Source organism: Photobacterium angustum (assembly GCF_002954615.1).
GTDB lineage: Bacteria > Pseudomonadota > Gammaproteobacteria > Enterobacterales > Vibrionaceae > Photobacterium > Photobacterium angustum_A.
Window position 1 is genome coordinate 2959740 of the sequence record NZ_MSCJ01000001.1, and the last position, 17329, is coordinate 2977068.

The following is a 17329-nucleotide window of genomic DNA, read 5'->3' on the forward strand; positions in this document are numbered from 1 at the left end:
GTTAAATAATAGCGATATTATTTGATAATGCCGCGAGCGCGTAAGATGGCGGTTTTGAAATCATCTTCACAGTCTTTTGCAAGACCCGGGATCATAGCGTCTTTGTCACTGTTACGCATCTTCAAGTGATAAATCAGTACATCATCAGTGAGTGACTCTAATGGGCCGTTATACTTCGCTTCTTCAGCCAGTTTTAATAAAAACTCCACTAAATTTAGATCAGGATCTTTTTGCCATTCAGGGTGAAGTAGTTCGATGAGTTCATTGACGCGATGCGTTTTCATAGTGACTCCGTAGTTGAGGCTGAGTAATCGTTATTACGATCAAATTGTCATAGTTTTAATAGGGATAAATTATAACAAAGCACACGGGGTTACAATCTGTTGTATGGCGCTGTAATGACAAAACGAAGTAAAAAAAGCAGCCGAAGCTGCTTTATTTCAATCGTTTTATTATCATTACGCGATATTTTGCTTGGCGATTGATGGCAATATTTGCGTGTCTAACTCATCACGCTTTAATTTTATATCGTTATTCGTTAATGAAATTTCAACAACGGCTGTCTGTTTCGTTTTAAAATGTGGAGCATGAGCCGTTGCACGAAGGCGTGAAGGGCTACGAGGGGTACTTACATACCTGACGGGAGATGCTGGTCGCATAAATCACCTGTTGTCAGGCTCGTCCATGGCCAGATGTTAGCAAGCTGATCGCTGAAGGGAAAATTCCCTACTGGGTTTACCCCATCCATCAGTATATCGCTTGGTTGTTAATCAGTTTGCGCCGAGAATAACAATAGCAATTTTAAAAGTCGAGTAAAAAGTAGCCGCTAAAATGCTAAGATTGAAGCATTAAGATGGATGATTCAGCATGCTGAAAAAAAAGGGCAGTAAAAGTGCTTTAGCTTGCTGTATTCAGATCCGTTTATGTTGTAATACGATGTTTGTGTTACACAGCAGATATCTTATGGAATAACTACATTATAAAAGAAGCCTTTGGAGAGGATGTATGGAGCAAGAGCAGCGACGCATTGTTGCCAACCGAAACTTATCTTATCGATTAGCTGAGTCTATAGGTCGTCGTATTTTGGCGGGAGAAACAGCGCCTGGTGATATTTTACCGGGTGAAGTCGAATTAGGTGACATGTATGGTGTAAGCCGTACTGCTGTTCGTGAGGCAATCAAAATGTTGGCTGCCAAAGGAATGGTGTTGCCTCGGCCACGTATTGGTACACGCGTGATGCCGAAAAAGAATTGGAACTATCTTGATCAAGATTTACTGGCTTGGTTAGATTTTGATGCCGATTCTGAATTATTAGAGGAATATCAACAAGCGCGTTTGATGCTAGAGCCAGAAGCGGCAGCATTAGCAGCTATTCATGCAACAGATGAAGAGCGTAAAGAGCTACAAGAGCTGTTGAGTGAAATGCATGAAATGGGCGATAACTTTGATCAAGAACGTTGGATTGAAGTCGATACACGTTTCCATCAACTGATTTATTTTTCCTCAGGAAATCATTTTATTAGTCCGTTTGGTAACTTGTTTAAAGCGGTATTTGAAAACTACTTCCGTGTTGTTACGCGTGAACGTATTTTAAAACTTGATGCTCACCAACAAATCGTTGATGGCATTGTTGCTCGCGATCCAGATGCTGCTCGACAAGCCACCTTGTTACTACTGCAAAAATAATAATTAACGGAGTATCGCTTATCTATCACGAGCACTCCGTTTTTATTACACATATTTTTATCTCATCATTATAAATATCACGATTCCTGACTTGCTTATTTTCAGCTTACAAGTGTAAGCTGAGCGGTATAGTTATAGCAGCATAATGTCATGTTAGCGTGAGGTAGTTGAGTGATGAGCAAATCGGTGACAACTGAACAAGGGTACTCAGTCGCAGAAGAAGTTGCGAACAGTATAAGCCATGGGATCGGGCTGTTATTTGGCTTGTTTGGGTTATATTTACTACTTGAGAAAGCATTTTCTGTTAATGCTGATACGTTAAGTATTATCAGCTATACCGTGTATGCGGTGAGTATGATATTGCTCTATTTAGCTTCTACTCTCTACCATTCGATTTCATCCCCTAAAGCGAAACGCGCGTTAAAAACTTTCGATCATTGTGCGATTTATCTTCTTATTGCTGGTACTTATACGCCTTTTTTATTGATTTCTTTGCGTACGCCATTAGCCATTGGTTTGATGAGCGTGATTTGGGGACTGGCGATAATCGGTATTATTGCCAAAATTGCATTTGTTTATCGATTTGAGAAATTATCACTGATCACTTATTTAACCATGGGTTGGCTATCGCTAATTATGATTTATCAATTAGCACTTATTTTATCGACTGGTGGTCTAGTGTTACTTGCTTTAGGCGGCGTGATTTATTCACTAGGGGTGATTTTCTACGTCAATAAACGCATTCCGTATAACCATGCAATTTGGCATTTATTTGTATTAGGTGGATCTATTTGCCATTTTTGTGCGATTTATTTCTACGTCAAACCTATGTAGATCATCGCGATGTAATGGATAAAAAAGGGAGCGCAATGCGCTCCCTTTTTGTTTTTAGTGTTATTAGTCTCGCCAAAATGCAGGTGAAAACACTACTAACACAGTCAAAATTTCTAAACGTCCCATCAACATACCTAAACTTAAGGTCCACTTTGATAAATCAGGCAAACTCGCGAAGTTACCTGTTGGACCGATAATGCTCCCCATCCCCGGTCCTACGTTAGCAACAGCGGTAACAGCACCTGTAATGCTGGTGATGGGATCAAGCCCTTGCAGACCTAATATCGCAGCAATGAAGATAATGGTCATGATAAAGGTCAATACTAATGCGACAACCGAGCGCACAATATCGTCAGTGACAGGTCTGTCATTATAGCGTTGGACAAATAGCGCCGATGGGTGGATAGATTGCATAATTTGCTTACGTAGTAAGGCAAATGCAATCTGGAATCGAAAGATTTTTATTCCGCCACTGGTCGACCCTGAGCAAGCGCCTACCAATAAAGTGAAGGCGAAAATAATACTCGGCAATGGTCCCCATGCGGTGAAATCTCCCAAGCCAAAACCTGTGGTTGTCACAACAGAAATGATGTTGAAAAATGATAATCGCAGCGAATCCATCAACGAATAATCTTTATTGAAGAACAAGCATGCAGCCACAATTAAACTGGCAACGGTCACAAACAAGGCATAGCCTTTTACTTGAGCATCACCAAATAAGGTTTTTGGATGGCGTTTTTTCAAGGCTTGGACAAACAGCAAAAATGGCAAGCCGCCAGCAAACATGAAAAACGTAGCAACCCATTGTGCACTGTGCGAGAAGTGATTCATGGAACCATCAGAAGTGGAATAACCGCCCGTCGAAATGGTTGTGAAAGCATGGTTAATGGCATCAAATGTATTCATCCCTGCAAACATAAACGAGATAATGCAGAGCAAGGTTAACGTGAGATAAACATTAACAATATTCTTCGCAACGCTCTTGGTTCGAGGTGAGCTTTTATCTGACCAATCTGATGATTCGGTTTGGAATAAACGCATACCACCGACGTTCAGCATCGGGAGGATAGCTACTGCCATCACGATAAAGCCAACCCCACCAAGCCATTGCAGTGTTGATCGCCACAGCAAAATACTGGGTGCCATATCATCTAAACCACTTAAGACGGTAGAGCCCGTTGTGGTGATCCCTGACATGGTTTCAAAGTAAGCATCGGTAAAACTAATGTGATTAATAAACACAAAAGGTAAGGCCGCAAAAGCACTGGCGACAGTCCAAACTAAGGTCGTGATCAAGAACATGTCTCGCACACTAAGTTTAAACTCTGGGGTTTTACCTAAAGTTAAAAATAAAAAGGCAACAGAATGGGTGATCAGCACCGCGGTGGCGAAATCAATAAACCCTTCTGTACCGGTAAAAAAAGCGACTAATGTCGGCACGTACATGAACAGGGCTAGCTTAGACAGCACTAACCCTAGTACAAACAGTATGGGACGATAATTAACCATGATCAGTTACAAGAAGAAAGGACTAGGTTGGAAGAGGCGTTCAACATCAGGGATGTACTTCTTATCAACAAGGAACATCACCACGTGATCGTTTTGCTCGATGACAGTACGGTCATGGGCGATTAACACTTCTTCACCACGGACAACAGCACCAATTGTGGTACCCGGTGGTAACTTAATATCGCTGATTGCACGACCAACTACTTTAGAGGTACTGGAGTCACCATGAGCGATTGCTTCAATGGCTTCTGCAGCGCCACGACGCAATGATGATACATTAACGATATCGGCTTTTCGCACGTGGGTTAATAACGCTGAAATTGTCGCTTGTTGCGGTGAAATCGCAATATCAATCGTACCGCCTTGCACCAAATCAACGTAAGCGCCGCGCTGGATAAGCACCATTACTTTCTTTGCGCCCATACGCTTAGCAAGCATGGCTGACATGATGTTGGCTTCATCATCGTTAGTAACCGCAATAAAGACATCGATCTGCTCGATATGCTCTTCACTTAGCAATTCCTGATCTGAGGCATCACCACAAAATACGATGGTATTTTGTAGCATTTCAGACAAGTTCTCAGCACGCTCTTGATTACGTTCAATCAGTTTAATGCTGTAGCTTTGCTCTAAACGACGAGCTAAACCAGCACCAACGTTACCACCACCAACAATCATTAAACGCTTATAAGGTTTCTCTAGGCGCTGAAGTTCACTCATTACTGAACGAATATGGTTACTTGCGGCGACAAAGAAGACTTCATCATCAGCTTCAATGATCGTGGTACCTTGTGGACGAATCGGTTTACCTTGACGGAAAATCGCCGCTACGCGGGTATCAATATGTGGCATGTGTTCACGCAATGCAGATAATGCATTACCAACCAGTGGACCGCCATAGTAAGCTTTTACCGCAACAAGACCGACTTTCTCTTCTGCAAAGCTAACAACCTGTAATGCGCCTGGGTATTCAATCAGTTTTTCAATGTAATCGGTCACCAATTCTTCTGGGGCGATTAAGTGATCAACAGGAACTGCATCAGATTGAAACAGTTGTTCTTTTTCTCGTAAATATTCAGGTGAACGAATACGAGCAACACGGTTAGGCGTATTGAAAAGAGAGAACGCAATTTGACATGCGATCATGTTTGTTTCATCGGAGTTCGTGACAGATACCAACATATCAGCATCTTGAGCCCCTGCTTCTCGTAACGTACGAGGGTGACTGGCAAAGCCTTGTACAACTCGGAGGTCGTATTTATCTTGCAGTTCACGCAGACGCTCGGGATCCTTATCAACGATAGTGATATCGTTATTCTCACCAACCAAGTTTTCAGCAAGGGTGCCGCCAACTTGTCCGGCACCGAGAATAATAATTTTCATAGTCTATGCCTGATGTAAATGCCTGTAGAGATCAGCTGTAAGTACAACGTTCTGATCGGCGTTATAAAATATGAAAAAGCGGAATCTTGAGAGCAAGTTCCGCTTTTATTTAAACAATGATTACTCTGCTTTTGTCAGTACAGCGTAGTAAAAACCATCCATCGACTCTTCACCTGGCAGAATTTGACGACCAGGTTTCGCTGGATCGCTGCCAATTAATGTCGCATCTGACGTTCGTGCTAAAAACGCTTTTACCTGATCGCAGTTTTCTTGTGGCGTAATAGAGCATGTCGCGTAAACCAACGTACCGCCCGGTTTTAATTGCAGCCACATTGCGTCAAAGATCTCTGCTTGAAGTGTTGCCAGTGCCGCAATATCTTCGCCACGACGTAGCCACTTAATATCTGGGTGACGACGAATAACCCCCGTCGCTGAACATGGCGCATCTAGCAAAATACGATCAAATTTGTCACCTTGCCACCATTGTTCTGGGTAACGGGCATCAGCACATAATACGGTTGCATCAAGCTTCAAACGTGCCAAGTTTTCGTGTACACGTTTAAGGCGATTTTCATCACAGTCAATCGCAACCACTTTGGTTGATGGTACATGCTCCATGATGTGGGCTGTTTTACCACCAGGGGCTGCGCAGCAATCAAGAATTAATTCACCCGCTTTAGGCTGTAAATAATCCACCGCTAACTGAGCGGCAGCATCTTGTACCGAGACCCAGCCATCACTAAAGCCAGGAAGTTGAGTTACATCGCATGGCGAAACTAAACGTAGCGCATCTGCGGCTTGTGGGTGTAACTCGGTTGCAATGTCTTCGGCATCTAATAAAGCGCGGTAGGCATCTCGAGTATTGTGTTGGCGATTAACACGTAGCCACATCGGTGCTTTGGTGTTATTCGCATCACAGATATCAGCAAATTGCTCGGGATAGCTTTCTTTTAATAACTTTAATAGCCAGCTTGGATGACCATATTTACCCGCATCATGGCTGATAGCTTGCGCATCTAAGGTTTCTTGTTGACGCTGATAATTACGTAAAATAGCGTTAATAAGCCCGCGAAGTTGTGGCTTTTTAAGTGTTTTCGTTGCATTTACTGTTTCAGCTACTGCGGCATGTGCTGGAATTCGCATGTACCCGAGTTGATATAAGCCCACTAAAATTAAGTGGTGGAATACGCGTTGCTTACCTTTTAACGGCTTATCCATTAACGCTTGGGTAATAGATTCTAAGCGAGGAAGCCAGCGAAGTACGCCATAGCAGATCTCTTGCAATAAAGCGTGGTCACGCTCTCTGATATCTTGTTGCGCAGCAGGAAGTGCGGCGGATAATGACTGCCCTTGATCGACGACCTGATAAATAACTTTGGCCGCTGTGGCTCTTACATTCATAGCTGTTTCCTGAACTCGCCGTTAGTGCTGGCGATAACAATGTGGAACTTAAAAAGAAAAGCCAGTGACTAAACACTGGCCTTGATATTTATAACTGAGCGCCAGATTCAAACCATTCTCGACGAGAATTAAGCAAATCTGCTGCTGTCATCGCTTTCTTACCCGGTGGTTGAAGCGATAATAAGCGCAATGCGCCATTACCTGTCGCAACTAAGATACCTTGCTTATCAGCAGATAAAATTGTACCAGGTGCTTTACCTTGATTGTCAGCTTCAACAACCGCTTGCCAAACTTTGATGTTTTGCTCAGCAACGGTGAAGTAACTCATTGGCCACGGGTTAAATGCACGAACACAGCGTTCAATTGCAGCAGCATCCATTGTCCAATCAATAAACGCTTCTTCTTTACTCAGCTTCTTGGCGTAATTCGCTAGCTCATCGTCTTGCTTAACGGCTACGGCAGTGCCATTAGCAATATCAGATAAGCAATCAATTAAGGCATCAGGGCCAAGATCAGCTAATTTTTCGTACATGGTAGCGCTAGTATCTGACGCTTCAATTGGCAAGGTTGCCACTTTTAGCATGTCACCTGTATCGAGGCCGATATCCATCTGCATGATAGTTACGCCAGTTTCAGTATCTCCCGCCCAAATAGAGCGTTGGATCGGCGCTGCACCACGCCAACGTGGAAGAATAGAACCGTGTACATTAATACAACCTAAACGTGGCGTATCTAATACTTCTTGCGGTAATAATAAGCCGTATGCCACCACAACCATGATATCTGCTTCAATGGCAGCTAATTCTTGTTGTGCTTCTTCATTGCGTAATGAAGCTGGTTGATAAACCGGAATATCATGTTCAAGCGCGATATTTTTAACTGGGCTTGCCGTTAGTTTTTTACCACGACCAGCTGGGCGATCAGGTTGAGTGTAAACAGCAACAACTTGGTGCTGTGAAGACAACAACGCCGCCAAATGACGGGCGGCGAAGTCAGGAGTACCAGCAAAAACGATGCGTAATGGTTTGCTCAAGGTAACCTCTAAATAATTAGTTTTTTGCGTTATGGCGTTTAATTTTTTCTAGTTTCTGTTTAATGCGCTGACGTTTTAAAGGTGATAAATAGTCAACAAATAGCTTGCCAGCTAAGTGATCTAATTCATGTTGTACACAAATAGCCAATAAGCCATCAGCTTTGAAGCTGTATTCTTTACCGTCACGATCCAGCGCAGTAACACTTACGCCTGCTGCACGTGGTACAAAACCTCGCGCGGTAGGAACTGATAAACAACCTTCTTCGATACCATCTTCGCCGTGTTCTTCAGTGATTTCAGGGTTCACTAGTACCATAGGTTGGTTACGTTCTTCTGATACGTCAATCACTACAATACGTTGGTGAATATCAACTTGTGTTGCTGCGAGGCCAATACCTTCTTCGTCGTACATGGTCTCCAACATATCATCGATAATTGTTTGGATTTCAGGTGTTATCGCTTCGACTGGTTTAGCTACAGTACGTAGGCGTTCATCAGGAAAGGTTAGAACGTGTAATACAGACATAAGGACTCGAATTCGTTAACGGAAACTAAAAAATAAAACGCTGTTGGTCTAATTCTAGTCATTTTAAAGATCAAATAACAGTACCGAATTTTTTGTCATAGGTGAAAGACAAAGAATGAAAAAGCGTTCGTCAGTATTTTATTGGCAAAGTGATTAGTGTTAGCCGTAAGCAAACTTGACGCTATTGAGTTGCAACAGTTATCTATAAATAGTGACGTGAACCGAAAAGCGCTTTTTGCTCTTTGTTAAAAAGTCGACATATCAATAGGCTAATGCCAGTCTGAGACAATAAACGTATTTTATCTGTTACAAGGCGGAGCCTTGTAATGTGTTGTGTTATCCAAGGAAGCGATCTCATGAAGCCATTGGGCATTATTCTAAGCTTTATGCTTTTTATCCCCTCACTTTTTGCCGCGCCAGCTCCATTACTTCGAAATAATGTGCCTGATGTTTATATTGTTAAAAAAGGCGACACGTTATGGGATATCTCTGGCGTGTTTCTCGAAAATCCATGGTCTTGGCCTCAATTATGGGAAAAGAACAGTTACATTAAAAACCCACACCTGATTTACCCTGGCGATCGTCTTCATCTTATTTGGGTCAACGGACAGCCGAAGTTAAGTTTGAAAAAACACGTGAAATTATCTCCGAAAGCTCGCGTGATACGTGATCCTATTACGACGCTACCTGGCTATCTCATGCTTGAATATGTTGCTGAAAATAAATTGATCAGCCATGAGTCGGCCAAGACACAACCACAAGTGTTAGGCTCAAGCGACGAGCGTGGTTACTTGTCTGTCGGTGATATTGTATGGGCAGATCAGCCTTTAGCACCAACAACACAATGGCGTGCTTACCGTATTGAAGAATCGTTTACACGTAATGATTCAGCAACGGAGGCAAATCCTGAAGTTGATGCAAAGGTAATGACATTAAAGGAAATTGCCGATTTAACCGTCACTGCAGCCGATGATAAAACCAGTCAATTACGGGTTGATACTTACCGTCAGGAAATCAGTCAAAACGATATTTTATTACCATTATTAGTGAGCGGAGAGCCTAACTTATCGTTTTCACCTTCAACACCGCCAGAGTCGATGACAGCAAATGTGATCGGGCAACTTGAAGGGCGTAGCTACATTTCTAGCTTTGATGTTGTGGTATTAGATCGTGGGCATTTAGATGGTGTGGAATCAGGTTTTGTATTTGATTTATATAAACAAGGCGCCAAAGTTCAAGGTAAAAAAGGCAGTTACCATTATAAAGATAATCCATTAGCTGGCTCTACCCAGTTGGGAGACGTCTCTGTGGGTAAATTAATGGTGCTTCGTCCTTATGAGTACTTTAGCTTAGCTGTGGTGATGCAAAGTTTAGAACCATTCAAGCCGGGTGTTATTGCTGTTCCACCAACGCGTTAAGATCTCAATGAGTGAATCACTCTACCCATGGTTAGTATTAGCGATGACCCCGTATTTAGGTGGTCATCGCATCAATAAACTCTTGCGTCATGTTTCGGCGCAACAATGTGTTGGTTCTTCATTTGAGCAATTGTGTCAGTTGGGTTTAACTCACCAACAAGCCACTGCGATTACTTCACCCAATCAACAACGTATAGATCAAGCGTTGCGTTGGCAGCAACACCCAGATCAACATATTTTGACTCTAGACTCTCCTGCCTACCCTTATTTACTTAAACAAATATCATCTCCACCGCCACTGTTATTTGTCCGCGGTGAGGCCGCTTATTTAGCTCAACCACAAGTGGCGATTATTGGTAGCCGAGCCGCTTCCATTGATGGTCGAGAGGCAGCATTTAATTTCGGTTATGCACTAGGGCAAGCGGAGTATGTGGTTACTAGTGGACTTGCTTTAGGAATTGATGGACAAGCCCATTTAGGAGCGTTGAAGTCCGGCGGTGCTACCGTTGCGGTATTAGGCTCTGGTTTAGATCAGGTTTATCCTGCTCGCCATCGTCAGTTAGCGAATGAGATTGTAGAGCAAGGTGCATTAGTTTCAGAGTTTTGGCCTGATGAAAAACCTCGCCCACAAAATTTTCCGCGTCGCAATCGAGTGATCAGTGGTTTGTCGACAGGCGTATTGGTAGTTGAAGCGGCAGAAAAAAGCGGCTCACTGATTACTGCGCGTTATGCGCTAGAACAAGGGCGAGAAGTTTTTGCCCTTCCCGGCTCTATCTATAATGCGCAAAGTCGAGGCTGTAACGCATTGATAAAATCTGGTGCTAAACTGGTAGAAAGCCCCGCAGATATCTTCAATGAAGTCGGAACCTTAACTGAGTGCGCAATAAATAATCAAATAGGCTTGCCTTTGCCACAACCTGAAAATGAAGAATTGCCATTTCCAGCTCTGTTGGCTAACGTAGGCACCGAAGCAACACCCGTAGATGTAGTTGCTGAACGCTGTGAACAGCCTGTCCATGAAGTATTAACCCAACTTTTAGAGTTGGAATTACTGGGCTTGGTCAGTGCAGTACCTGGTGGTTATGTCAGAACGAGGAGGAGCTAGTCATGATGGACATTCTTATGTACCTGTTTGAAACTTACATCCAAAGTGATGCTGAGTTGATGTTTGATCAAGATGAACTTTCCGAAGAGTTAATTCGTGCTGGGTTCCATCAAGATGATATTTATAAAGCGCTTAATTGGTTGGAACAACTCGCAGCGTTACAAGAAACTGAACATACTCCTTATGTAAATAATTGCGCAGCAACATCAATGCGTGTGTATACCGAGCAAGAGATGATCCGTATGGATGTTACTTGTCGCGGTTTCTTGATGTATCTTGAGCAAATCCATGTGCTAAATGCCGATACCCGTGAAATGGTGATTGATCGGATCATGGAGCTCGATACCAATGAATTTTCATTAGATGATTTGAAGTGGATTATCTTAATGGTGCTGTTTAATGCCCCCGGTAATGAAACAGCGTATAGCCAGATGGAAGAGTTGCTATACGGTGCGGAAGACGGTGCAGTGCATTAAAGTTAGCGGGCCTTAAAGTGGCCCGTTATTGTATCTATGCTATTTGTCGCGATAGCGTGTAAAACGCGATATTCCTTTTTAAGCGAGCAGTAATGACAACCAATAATCCACCTTTGTTCTCTGCCCATGAGCAGGCGTTATCACATACACCGTGCCCACAATGTGGTGGCGAATTAGTGATGCGATTTGGTAAGCGTGGTCCTTTTCTTGGTTGCGATCATTATCCGAGTTGTGACTATATTCAGCCATTAAATCACAACGATGGACATGTAGTGAAAGAGCTCGATATGCCTTGTCCTGAATGTGAGAGTCCATTGGTATTACGCCAAGGTCGTTATGGGATGTTTATTGGGTGTTCAGCATACCCTGCTTGTCACTATTTAGCCTCAACGGAAAAGAAAGCAGAGAATACCGATGTTGGATGTCCTGAATGTCATAAAGGCCATTTAACTGAGCGTAAGTCCCGTTATGGTAAAGTGTTTTATGCCTGTGATCAGTATCCAAGCTGTCGCTTTGCGGTGAATAACAAACCCGTTGTCGGTACGTGTCAACAATGTGGTTTTGGTTTGTTAATTGAAAAAAAATTAGCCAGTTGTGTGAAACTGCAATGTGCAGATAGAAAGTGCCATGCTTATCAAGATCCTGAGAACGCTGATAAAACAGTATAAAAAAAGCCTGCTCAGACGCAGGCTTTTTAAATTGGAGTAAATATTAACGCGGCAATGCGGGGAAATCGTTCTTATCCAGTAAGCTTGATAACATGATCAAACGATACTGCAATTGCTCTGGTGTATCCGCACACACGTTGATGTGCCCCATTTTACGTCCCGCTCGTTTTTCTTTACCGTACCAGTGTACATGACAACCTTCTTGGGCATAAACCGCATCAGGGACGCTATCTAAACCTAAGATATTGATCATCGCACTTGGACGAGTTATTTGAGTACAACCAAGAGGAAAATCACATACTGCGCGTAAGTGGTTTTCAAACTGACATGTTTCTGCACCTTGTTGCGTCCAGTGACCTGAGTTATGAACCCGTGGTGCGATTTCGTTTACCAGTAGTTCGCCATCGAGATCGAAAAACTCGATAGCTAACACGCCGACATAATCAAGGCTATTAGCGACGGCACGGAACATGTTATCGGCTTGCGCTTGCAGTGGTGAATCACCCACAATAGCAGTTGATAAACTCAGTACGCCATCAGTATGGACATTCTCAGTTAAGTTAAATACCTGAATATCACCACTGCGATTACGGGCACCAATCAATGATACTTCGCGTTGAAAAGGAATAAATTGCTCAGCAACAATAGCCTGATTAGGAGAATCAGCAATACATTGTGCCATTTCAGGCCAAATATCATCAATCTGTGCGCTTTCTTTTAAGCGCCACTGCCCTTTACCGTCGTAGCCACCTAATGCACTTTTTAAAACCAGCGGTAACCCGATTTTTTCAATTGCAGTAAGAAGATCTGCACGTTCAGTGATTTCATGGTATTTAGCATTGCGCACGCCAGCATTATCCAATAACGCTTTTTCTAGACGACGATCGCCACCGGCTTTGATTGCTTCTGGCGTTGGGAAGAACTTCTCGCTGGCAGCACAAATATCTAAAATATTGTGAGGAATATGTTCAAACTCGGCAGTGATCGCATCAACGTCATTAATCGCTTCAACGAGCGAGTTCGACATTGCTTGTTGGGTAAGAGGATGAACCACTTTATCACTCTCTACATCATAAGCGATCACATTGATGTTAAGAGGAGCGCCAGCCAGTGCCATCATACGGGCAAGTTGGCCAGCACCAAGGACTAGCACATTATTCATTATGCATCCTCTGCTGGATTTGGGTTGCTTAATACCGTTTCTGTTTGCTCTTTGCGGAAAGCATCAATAGCGGCCAGTACTTGCTCATCTTGAGTGCCGATAATTTGTGCGGCTAATAGACCTGCATTGGCAGCCCCTGCATCACCAATTGCTAAGGTACCAACAGCAATACCTTTGGGCATTTGAACGATAGAAAGTAATGAATCCATTCCTTTTAGTGCACGTGATTGCACTGGTACGCCTAATACAGGCACGCTAGTGAAAGCCGCTGTCATCCCCGGTAAGTGAGCTGCACCGCCAGCACCTGCGATGATCACTTTAATGCCACGCTCTTGTGCACTTTCAGCGTATTCGGCTAGTAAATGTGGCGTGCGGTGAGCCGAAACGACCTTTGTCTCATAAGGAACATTGAAACGATCAAGCATCTCAGCCGCATGTTGCATGGTTGGCCAATCAGATTTTGAACCCATGATAATTCCAACTTTCATCTCATTCTCCTTCAGGTCATAACTTAACATCGTGTTGATGGCTGCATTATACGGTGATTTAGCTCAAAGGAAAACGTTTGCGTCGTGAATATTGACTGTCTTATAACCTAGCATGGAGTTGTGACTAAGGAGTAGGTAGAATGAAATTGAGAAAGTAAAACAACAATATTTGCTGAACAAATAATGAGGATACTGTGGAGAATTTTGCTCAAGTTGTCGCGGCCTTAAAGCAAGGTGAAGTGATCGGGTACCCAACCGAAGCGGTGTTTGGTGTAGGCTGTGATCCGGATAATCAAGAAGCGGTTGAAAAACTATTAGCGATCAAACAACGCCCAGTTGAAAAGGGCTTAATTTTGATCGCGGCTAATTACGATCAGCTGCTGTCATATATTGATGAAAGCCAATTGACCGAACAACAAAAACAAACCGTGATGGCAACATGGCCAGGACCTGTGACTTGGGTAATGCCGACTAAGCCTAATGTTCCCTCGTTTTTGACGGGGCAATTTACCACGATTGCGGTACGTGTGAGTGATCATCCACTCGTGCAACGCTTATGTTTGGAGTTTGGTAAACCAATCACCTCAACCAGCGCAAATTTAACAGGCCAAGAGCCTGGCCGAACAGCGCAAGAAGTTGAACAACAGTTAGGACATTGTTTAGCTGCAATCCTGCAAGGTGAAACAGGCGGACGCACCAATCCTTCCGAGATACGTGATGCGCTTAATGGCAATATCTTCCGTCAAGGGTAAGGGATAAAGAGTATGGATAGCCAAGTAGATAAAAGTGCAGTTAAAGCCTTTTTGTTGGATTTACAAGATCGTATTTGCCAAGCATTAGAGCAACAAGAAACAACCGTCGCGTTTGAACAAGACCAATGGCAGCGTGAAGAAGGTGGCGGTGGTCGTAGTCGTGTATTACGTGATGGCGAAATCTTCGAGCAAGCAGGTGTGAATTTTTCTCATGTTTATGGTGCTGAAATGCCAGCTTCTGCAACAGCACATCGCCCAGAATTAGCAGGTCGTCGTTTTGAAGCGATGGGCGTGTCATTGGTTATTCACCCTCGCAACCCTTATGTGCCAACCTCTCATGCCAATGTTCGCTTCTTTATCGCAGAAAAAGATGGTGAAGCTCCGGTTTGGTGGTTTGGTGGTGGCTTTGATCTTACCCCTTTCTATCCTTTCGAAGAAGATTGCCAACACTGGCATGATACAGCTAAACAGTTGTGTGCGCCGTTTGGTGATGATGTTTATCAACAGCACAAAGCATGGTGTGATAAATACTTCTTCTTACCGCACCGTAATGAAACCCGCGGTGTAGGCGGTCTATTCTTTGATGATCTCAATCAATGGGGATTTGATAAAAGTTTTGCTTATATGCAAGCGGTAGGTAATGGTTTTATTAATGCCTACATGCCGATAGTACAACAGCGTTATTATCTACCCTATGGTGAACGTGAACGGGAGTTTCAGTTATACCGTCGTGGACGTTATGTCGAATTTAATTTGGTTTATGATCGTGGCACTTTGTTTGGTTTACAGAGTGGCGGAAGAACGGAATCTATTTTAATGTCGATGCCACCATTAGCACGTTGGGAGTACTGCTATGAACCAGAGCCCAATTCAGCAGAAGCGCGACTGTATCAAGATTATTTAAAACCACGAGAGTGGTAATCAATTATTGAGCTCAGATCACGGAGTGATAGAGCCTTCTTAATATAAAGAGAGAATTAGTATATGGATAAGTACGTCGTATTTGGTAACCCAATCGGACAAAGTAAATCTCCATTCATTCATACATTATTTGCCCGTCAAACGAGTCAACAGATGACATATACCAGTCAACTTGTTGCCATTGATAGTTTTGTGCAAGCGGCAGATATGTTTTTTAATGATGGTGGTAAAGGTTGTAACATTACGGTGCCATTTAAAGAGCAAGCTTATCAATATGCGACCAAGCTAACTGAACGTGCTCGCTTGGCTGGTGCCGTAAATACACTTAAGAAATTGGATGACGGCGGTGTATTAGGTGATAACACTGATGGTGAAGGCCTTGTTCAAGATCTGATCAATCAACAGGTCGAATTAAAAGATCAACGCATCTTATTGTTAGGCGCCGGTGGTGCTGCTCGTGGTGTGATTTTGCCATTATTAGCACAGCAACCTAAACAATTGGTTGTAGCCAACCGCACAGTAAGCAAAGCAAAACAATTGGCAGAGCTGTTTTCTTCTTACGGTAATGTTGTTGCACTAGAGCAAGCCGAACTTGAAAACCAAACCTTTGATGTGATCATCAATTCAACGTCAGCCAGCTTATCTGGGGATGTGCCAATGATATCACCAACGGTGATTGGTACGAATACCACGTGCTATGACATGGTTTATGGCTCAGCGATAACCTCTTTTAATTGTTGGGCAAAAGAGCATGGCGCAGTTAAAGTGTTAGATGGGTTAGGGATGCTCGTTGGGCAAGCTGCGGAAAGTTTCATGTTATGGCGCGGGCTTCGTCCGGGAGCTAAACAAGTACAACGTGAGTTGCGCCGAACTTTACAAGAGTAAAAGTAATGAACCAAGATATTCTATTTTCAGATATTCAATCATGGGATGCTGTTCGACAAGCCGTTAACTTCCCTGCTCAGCAAGGCGGCGCACTGATCATCTGTTGGGTAACCTTAAACTGGCTACAACAGCACAGTGGTAAACCCTTAAATAACGAAGCTGATATCCTCGCTGAATTTTCTTCAATGCGTTTTGATCTTGAAGAGTTGGCTGAAGTGATGATTGAAGACGAATCTTTTGATGATGACGGCGATATCGTTATCGAGTAAAAGTACAAACAAATAAGTAAGCCCTATCATAAGATGAGGCTTACCTTTCGTTTTTATCTCTATCTATAGGTCGCAAAGATATTCATTCTTTAAAATGACATAATTATTAGCAGAGCGAGGTAAGAATGCTTTTTCTTTTTCCGTTAATGGGCGTGTTTGTTTAACAGGGCTACCAACATATAAAAAGCCCGACACTAAACGTTTATTTGGTGGAACTAAACTGCCTGCACCAATGATGACATCATCTTCAACAACAGCCCCGTCTAAAATAATCGCGCCCATACCCACTAAAACACGATGTCCTATTTGGCAACCATGTAACATCGCTTTATGCCCCACTGTCACATCATCACCAATAATAAGAGGAAACCCCTTAGGATTACCTTCACTTATACGGCTGACATGAAGCACTGTACCATCTTGGATGTTGGTGCGTTTACCGATAGTGATGTAGTTCACATCGCCACGCGCAGCGACTAAAGGCCAAATACTACTATCATCATCACAGCGAATATCCCCCACTAAAACACAAGATGGATCAACATAGACACTATTTCCCAGTGTTGGATGAATATTTTTATAGCTACGTAATGAGGAAGTCATAGTAATACCTGTATCGGGGACGGATTTTTAACCAAGAGTAACTAAATAGACGTGCGAATTGTAGTCAATCAATAGCACTCTGATCGTTATTTGTTCGTGTGGTTAAATATGTCAGAATTATTTCACTTTAGCCCTTGCTAATGTGATCGAACTCTCTATACTACGACCCCACTGACACGGACAACGGCGCAAGCGGTTACCGAGTTCAGT

20 protein-coding genes are annotated in these 17329 nt (G+C 43.1%); 10 read left to right on the plus strand and 10 right to left on the minus strand.

Features of this window, described 5'->3' with window-relative positions; translation table 11 throughout:
* Nucleotides 1-17: 17 nt before the first annotated feature.
* Together BTO08_RS13490 and BTO08_RS13495 are read right to left on the minus strand one after the other, a co-directional pair.
* Nucleotides 18-284, minus strand: coding sequence for a YihD family protein (locus BTO08_RS13490; RefSeq protein ID WP_005372361.1), 267 nt, complete (start codon nucleotides 282-284; stop codon nucleotides 18-20).
* Between the two features lie 174 nt (nucleotides 285-458).
* Nucleotides 459-659: a hypothetical protein gene (locus BTO08_RS13495; protein ID WP_105061272.1), complete on the minus strand. Its 201-nt coding sequence runs from the start codon at nucleotides 657-659 to the stop codon at nucleotides 459-461.
* A gap of 346 nt (nucleotides 660-1005) precedes the next feature.
* Between BTO08_RS13495 and BTO08_RS13500 the strand changes: the two genes are divergently transcribed.
* Together BTO08_RS13500 and trhA are read left to right on the plus strand one after the other, a co-directional pair.
* On the plus strand, nucleotides 1006-1686 hold the full coding sequence (locus BTO08_RS13500; RefSeq protein WP_105061273.1) for a FadR/GntR family transcriptional regulator: 681 nt from the start codon (nucleotides 1006-1008) through the stop codon (nucleotides 1684-1686).
* 174 nt (nucleotides 1687-1860) lie between these two features.
* On the plus strand, nucleotides 1861-2520 hold the full coding sequence (gene trhA / locus BTO08_RS13505; RefSeq protein WP_045128892.1) for a PAQR family membrane homeostasis protein TrhA: 660 nt from the start codon (nucleotides 1861-1863) through the stop codon (nucleotides 2518-2520).
* A 63-nt stretch (nucleotides 2521-2583) separates the two neighbouring features.
* Here trhA and BTO08_RS13510 read toward each other — a convergent pair whose 3' ends face one another.
* The 5 genes from BTO08_RS13510 to def all read right to left on the minus strand — a co-directional run bounded on the left by BTO08_RS13510 (nucleotide 2584) and on the right by def (nucleotide 8372).
* Nucleotides 2584-4029, minus strand: coding sequence for a TrkH family potassium uptake protein (locus tag BTO08_RS13510; protein ID WP_105061274.1), 1446 nt, complete (start codon nucleotides 4027-4029; stop codon nucleotides 2584-2586).
* Between the two features lie 6 nt (nucleotides 4030-4035).
* Nucleotides 4036-5412: a Trk system potassium transporter TrkA gene (gene trkA / locus BTO08_RS13515; protein ID WP_005372370.1), complete on the minus strand. Its 1377-nt coding sequence runs from the start codon at nucleotides 5410-5412 to the stop codon at nucleotides 4036-4038.
* 120 nt (nucleotides 5413-5532) lie between these two features.
* Entirely contained in the window at nucleotides 5533-6813 is a 1281-nt protein-coding gene (gene rsmB / locus BTO08_RS13520; protein ID WP_105061275.1) for a 16S rRNA (cytosine(967)-C(5))-methyltransferase RsmB, read from the minus strand.
* A gap of 88 nt (nucleotides 6814-6901) precedes the next feature.
* A complete protein-coding gene (fmt, locus tag BTO08_RS13525) occupies nucleotides 6902-7846 on the minus strand; it encodes a methionyl-tRNA formyltransferase (protein ID WP_105061276.1) in 945 nt (314 codons plus the stop codon).
* 16 nt (nucleotides 7847-7862) lie between these two features.
* Complete coding sequence (gene def, locus BTO08_RS13530) at nucleotides 7863-8372, minus strand: peptide deformylase (RefSeq protein ID WP_045084609.1); 510 nt, start codon at nucleotides 8370-8372, stop codon at nucleotides 7863-7865.
* A 356-nt stretch (nucleotides 8373-8728) separates the two neighbouring features.
* Here def and BTO08_RS13535 point away from each other — a divergent pair, with 356 nt between their 5' ends.
* From BTO08_RS13535 to BTO08_RS13550, 4 genes are all read left to right on the plus strand, one after another.
* A complete protein-coding gene (locus tag BTO08_RS13535; RefSeq protein WP_105061277.1) occupies nucleotides 8729-9790 on the plus strand; it encodes a LysM peptidoglycan-binding domain-containing protein in 1062 nt (353 codons plus the stop codon).
* A 7-nt stretch (nucleotides 9791-9797) separates the two neighbouring features.
* Nucleotides 9798-10895 carry a DNA-processing protein DprA gene (dprA, locus tag BTO08_RS13540; protein WP_105061278.1) on the plus strand — a complete coding sequence of 366 codons (1098 nt, stop codon included), beginning with the start codon at nucleotides 9798-9800 and terminating at the stop codon, nucleotides 10893-10895.
* A 2-nt stretch (nucleotides 10896-10897) separates the two neighbouring features.
* Nucleotides 10898-11371 carry a DUF494 family protein gene (locus tag BTO08_RS13545; protein WP_005372379.1) on the plus strand — a complete coding sequence of 158 codons (474 nt, stop codon included), beginning with the start codon at nucleotides 10898-10900 and terminating at the stop codon, nucleotides 11369-11371.
* A gap of 92 nt (nucleotides 11372-11463) precedes the next feature.
* Nucleotides 11464-12039, plus strand: a complete 576-nt coding sequence (locus tag BTO08_RS13550) for a DNA topoisomerase family protein (RefSeq protein WP_105061279.1) — start codon at nucleotides 11464-11466, stop codon at nucleotides 12037-12039.
* Between the two features lie 43 nt (nucleotides 12040-12082).
* On the opposite strand, the gene BTO08_RS13555 is transcribed toward BTO08_RS13550, so the two are convergent.
* Together BTO08_RS13555 and purE are read right to left on the minus strand one after the other, a co-directional pair.
* Nucleotides 12083-13201, minus strand: a complete 1119-nt coding sequence (locus tag BTO08_RS13555; RefSeq protein WP_105061280.1) for a 5-(carboxyamino)imidazole ribonucleotide synthase — start codon at nucleotides 13199-13201, stop codon at nucleotides 12083-12085.
* Complete coding sequence (gene purE, locus BTO08_RS13560; RefSeq protein ID WP_005372382.1) at nucleotides 13201-13689, minus strand: 5-(carboxyamino)imidazole ribonucleotide mutase; 489 nt, start codon at nucleotides 13687-13689, stop codon at nucleotides 13201-13203. The genes BTO08_RS13555 and purE overlap by 1 nt, the downstream gene beginning before the upstream one ends.
* A gap of 194 nt (nucleotides 13690-13883) precedes the next feature.
* Here purE and BTO08_RS13565 point away from each other — a divergent pair, with 194 nt between their 5' ends.
* The 4 genes from BTO08_RS13565 (at nucleotide 13884) to BTO08_RS13580 (ending at nucleotide 16516) form a co-directional block, all read left to right on the plus strand.
* Nucleotides 13884-14441: an L-threonylcarbamoyladenylate synthase gene (locus tag BTO08_RS13565; protein ID WP_045128886.1), complete on the plus strand. Its 558-nt coding sequence runs from the start codon at nucleotides 13884-13886 to the stop codon at nucleotides 14439-14441.
* Nucleotides 14442-14453: 12 nt separating this feature from the next.
* Nucleotides 14454-15362 (plus strand): oxygen-dependent coproporphyrinogen oxidase, encoded by a 909-nt coding sequence (gene hemF / locus BTO08_RS13570; RefSeq protein ID WP_105061281.1) that lies wholly within the window; start codon nucleotides 14454-14456, stop codon nucleotides 15360-15362.
* A 63-nt stretch (nucleotides 15363-15425) separates the two neighbouring features.
* Nucleotides 15426-16247, plus strand: coding sequence for a shikimate dehydrogenase (gene aroE / locus BTO08_RS13575; RefSeq protein WP_105061282.1), 822 nt, complete (start codon nucleotides 15426-15428; stop codon nucleotides 16245-16247).
* Nucleotides 16248-16252: 5 nt separating this feature from the next.
* Complete coding sequence (locus BTO08_RS13580; protein WP_105061283.1) at nucleotides 16253-16516, plus strand: DUF1488 domain-containing protein; 264 nt, start codon at nucleotides 16253-16255, stop codon at nucleotides 16514-16516.
* A gap of 63 nt (nucleotides 16517-16579) precedes the next feature.
* Here the strand turns inward: BTO08_RS13580 and BTO08_RS13585 are convergent, their stop codons facing one another.
* Complete coding sequence (locus BTO08_RS13585) at nucleotides 16580-17119, minus strand: gamma carbonic anhydrase family protein (protein ID WP_105061284.1); 540 nt, start codon at nucleotides 17117-17119, stop codon at nucleotides 16580-16582.
* Between the last annotated feature and the right edge of the window lie 210 nt (nucleotides 17120-17329).

Excerpts from the sequence above, each read along its gene's own strand:
- BTO08_RS13490 (WP_005372361.1), bottom strand. The coding sequence starts at position 284 with ATGAAAACGCATCGCGTCAATGAACTCATCGAACTACTTCACCCTGAA.
- BTO08_RS13495 (WP_105061272.1), bottom strand. The coding sequence starts at position 659 with ATGCGACCAGCATCTCCCGTCAGGTATGTAAGTACCCCTCGTAGCCCT.
- BTO08_RS13500 (WP_105061273.1), top strand. The coding sequence starts at position 1,006 with ATGGAGCAAGAGCAGCGACGCATTGTTGCCAACCGAAACTTATCTTAT.
- trhA (WP_045128892.1), top strand. The coding sequence starts at position 1,861 with ATGAGCAAATCGGTGACAACTGAACAAGGGTACTCAGTCGCAGAAGAA.
- BTO08_RS13510 (WP_105061274.1), bottom strand. The coding sequence starts at position 4,029 with ATGGTTAATTATCGTCCCATACTGTTTGTACTAGGGTTAGTGCTGTCT.
- trkA (WP_005372370.1), bottom strand. The coding sequence starts at position 5,412 with ATGAAAATTATTATTCTCGGTGCCGGACAAGTTGGCGGCACCCTTGCT.
- rsmB (WP_105061275.1), bottom strand. The coding sequence starts at position 6,813 with ATGAATGTAAGAGCCACAGCGGCCAAAGTTATTTATCAGGTCGTCGAT.
- def (WP_045084609.1), bottom strand. The coding sequence starts at position 8,372 with ATGTCTGTATTACACGTTCTAACCTTTCCTGATGAACGCCTACGTACT.
- BTO08_RS13535 (WP_105061277.1), top strand. The coding sequence starts at position 8,729 with ATGAAGCCATTGGGCATTATTCTAAGCTTTATGCTTTTTATCCCCTCA.
- dprA (WP_105061278.1), top strand. The coding sequence starts at position 9,798 with ATGAGTGAATCACTCTACCCATGGTTAGTATTAGCGATGACCCCGTAT.
- BTO08_RS13545 (WP_005372379.1), top strand. The coding sequence starts at position 10,898 with ATGATGGACATTCTTATGTACCTGTTTGAAACTTACATCCAAAGTGAT.
- BTO08_RS13550 (WP_105061279.1), top strand. The coding sequence starts at position 11,464 with ATGACAACCAATAATCCACCTTTGTTCTCTGCCCATGAGCAGGCGTTA.
- BTO08_RS13555 (WP_105061280.1), bottom strand. The coding sequence starts at position 13,201 with ATGAATAATGTGCTAGTCCTTGGTGCTGGCCAACTTGCCCGTATGATG.
- purE (WP_005372382.1), bottom strand. The coding sequence starts at position 13,689 with ATGAAAGTTGGAATTATCATGGGTTCAAAATCTGATTGGCCAACCATG.
- hemF (WP_105061281.1), top strand. The coding sequence starts at position 14,454 with ATGGATAGCCAAGTAGATAAAAGTGCAGTTAAAGCCTTTTTGTTGGAT.
- aroE (WP_105061282.1), top strand. The coding sequence starts at position 15,426 with ATGGATAAGTACGTCGTATTTGGTAACCCAATCGGACAAAGTAAATCT.
- BTO08_RS13580 (WP_105061283.1), top strand. The coding sequence starts at position 16,253 with ATGAACCAAGATATTCTATTTTCAGATATTCAATCATGGGATGCTGTT.
- BTO08_RS13585 (WP_105061284.1), bottom strand. The coding sequence starts at position 17,119 with ATGACTTCCTCATTACGTAGCTATAAAAATATTCATCCAACACTGGGA.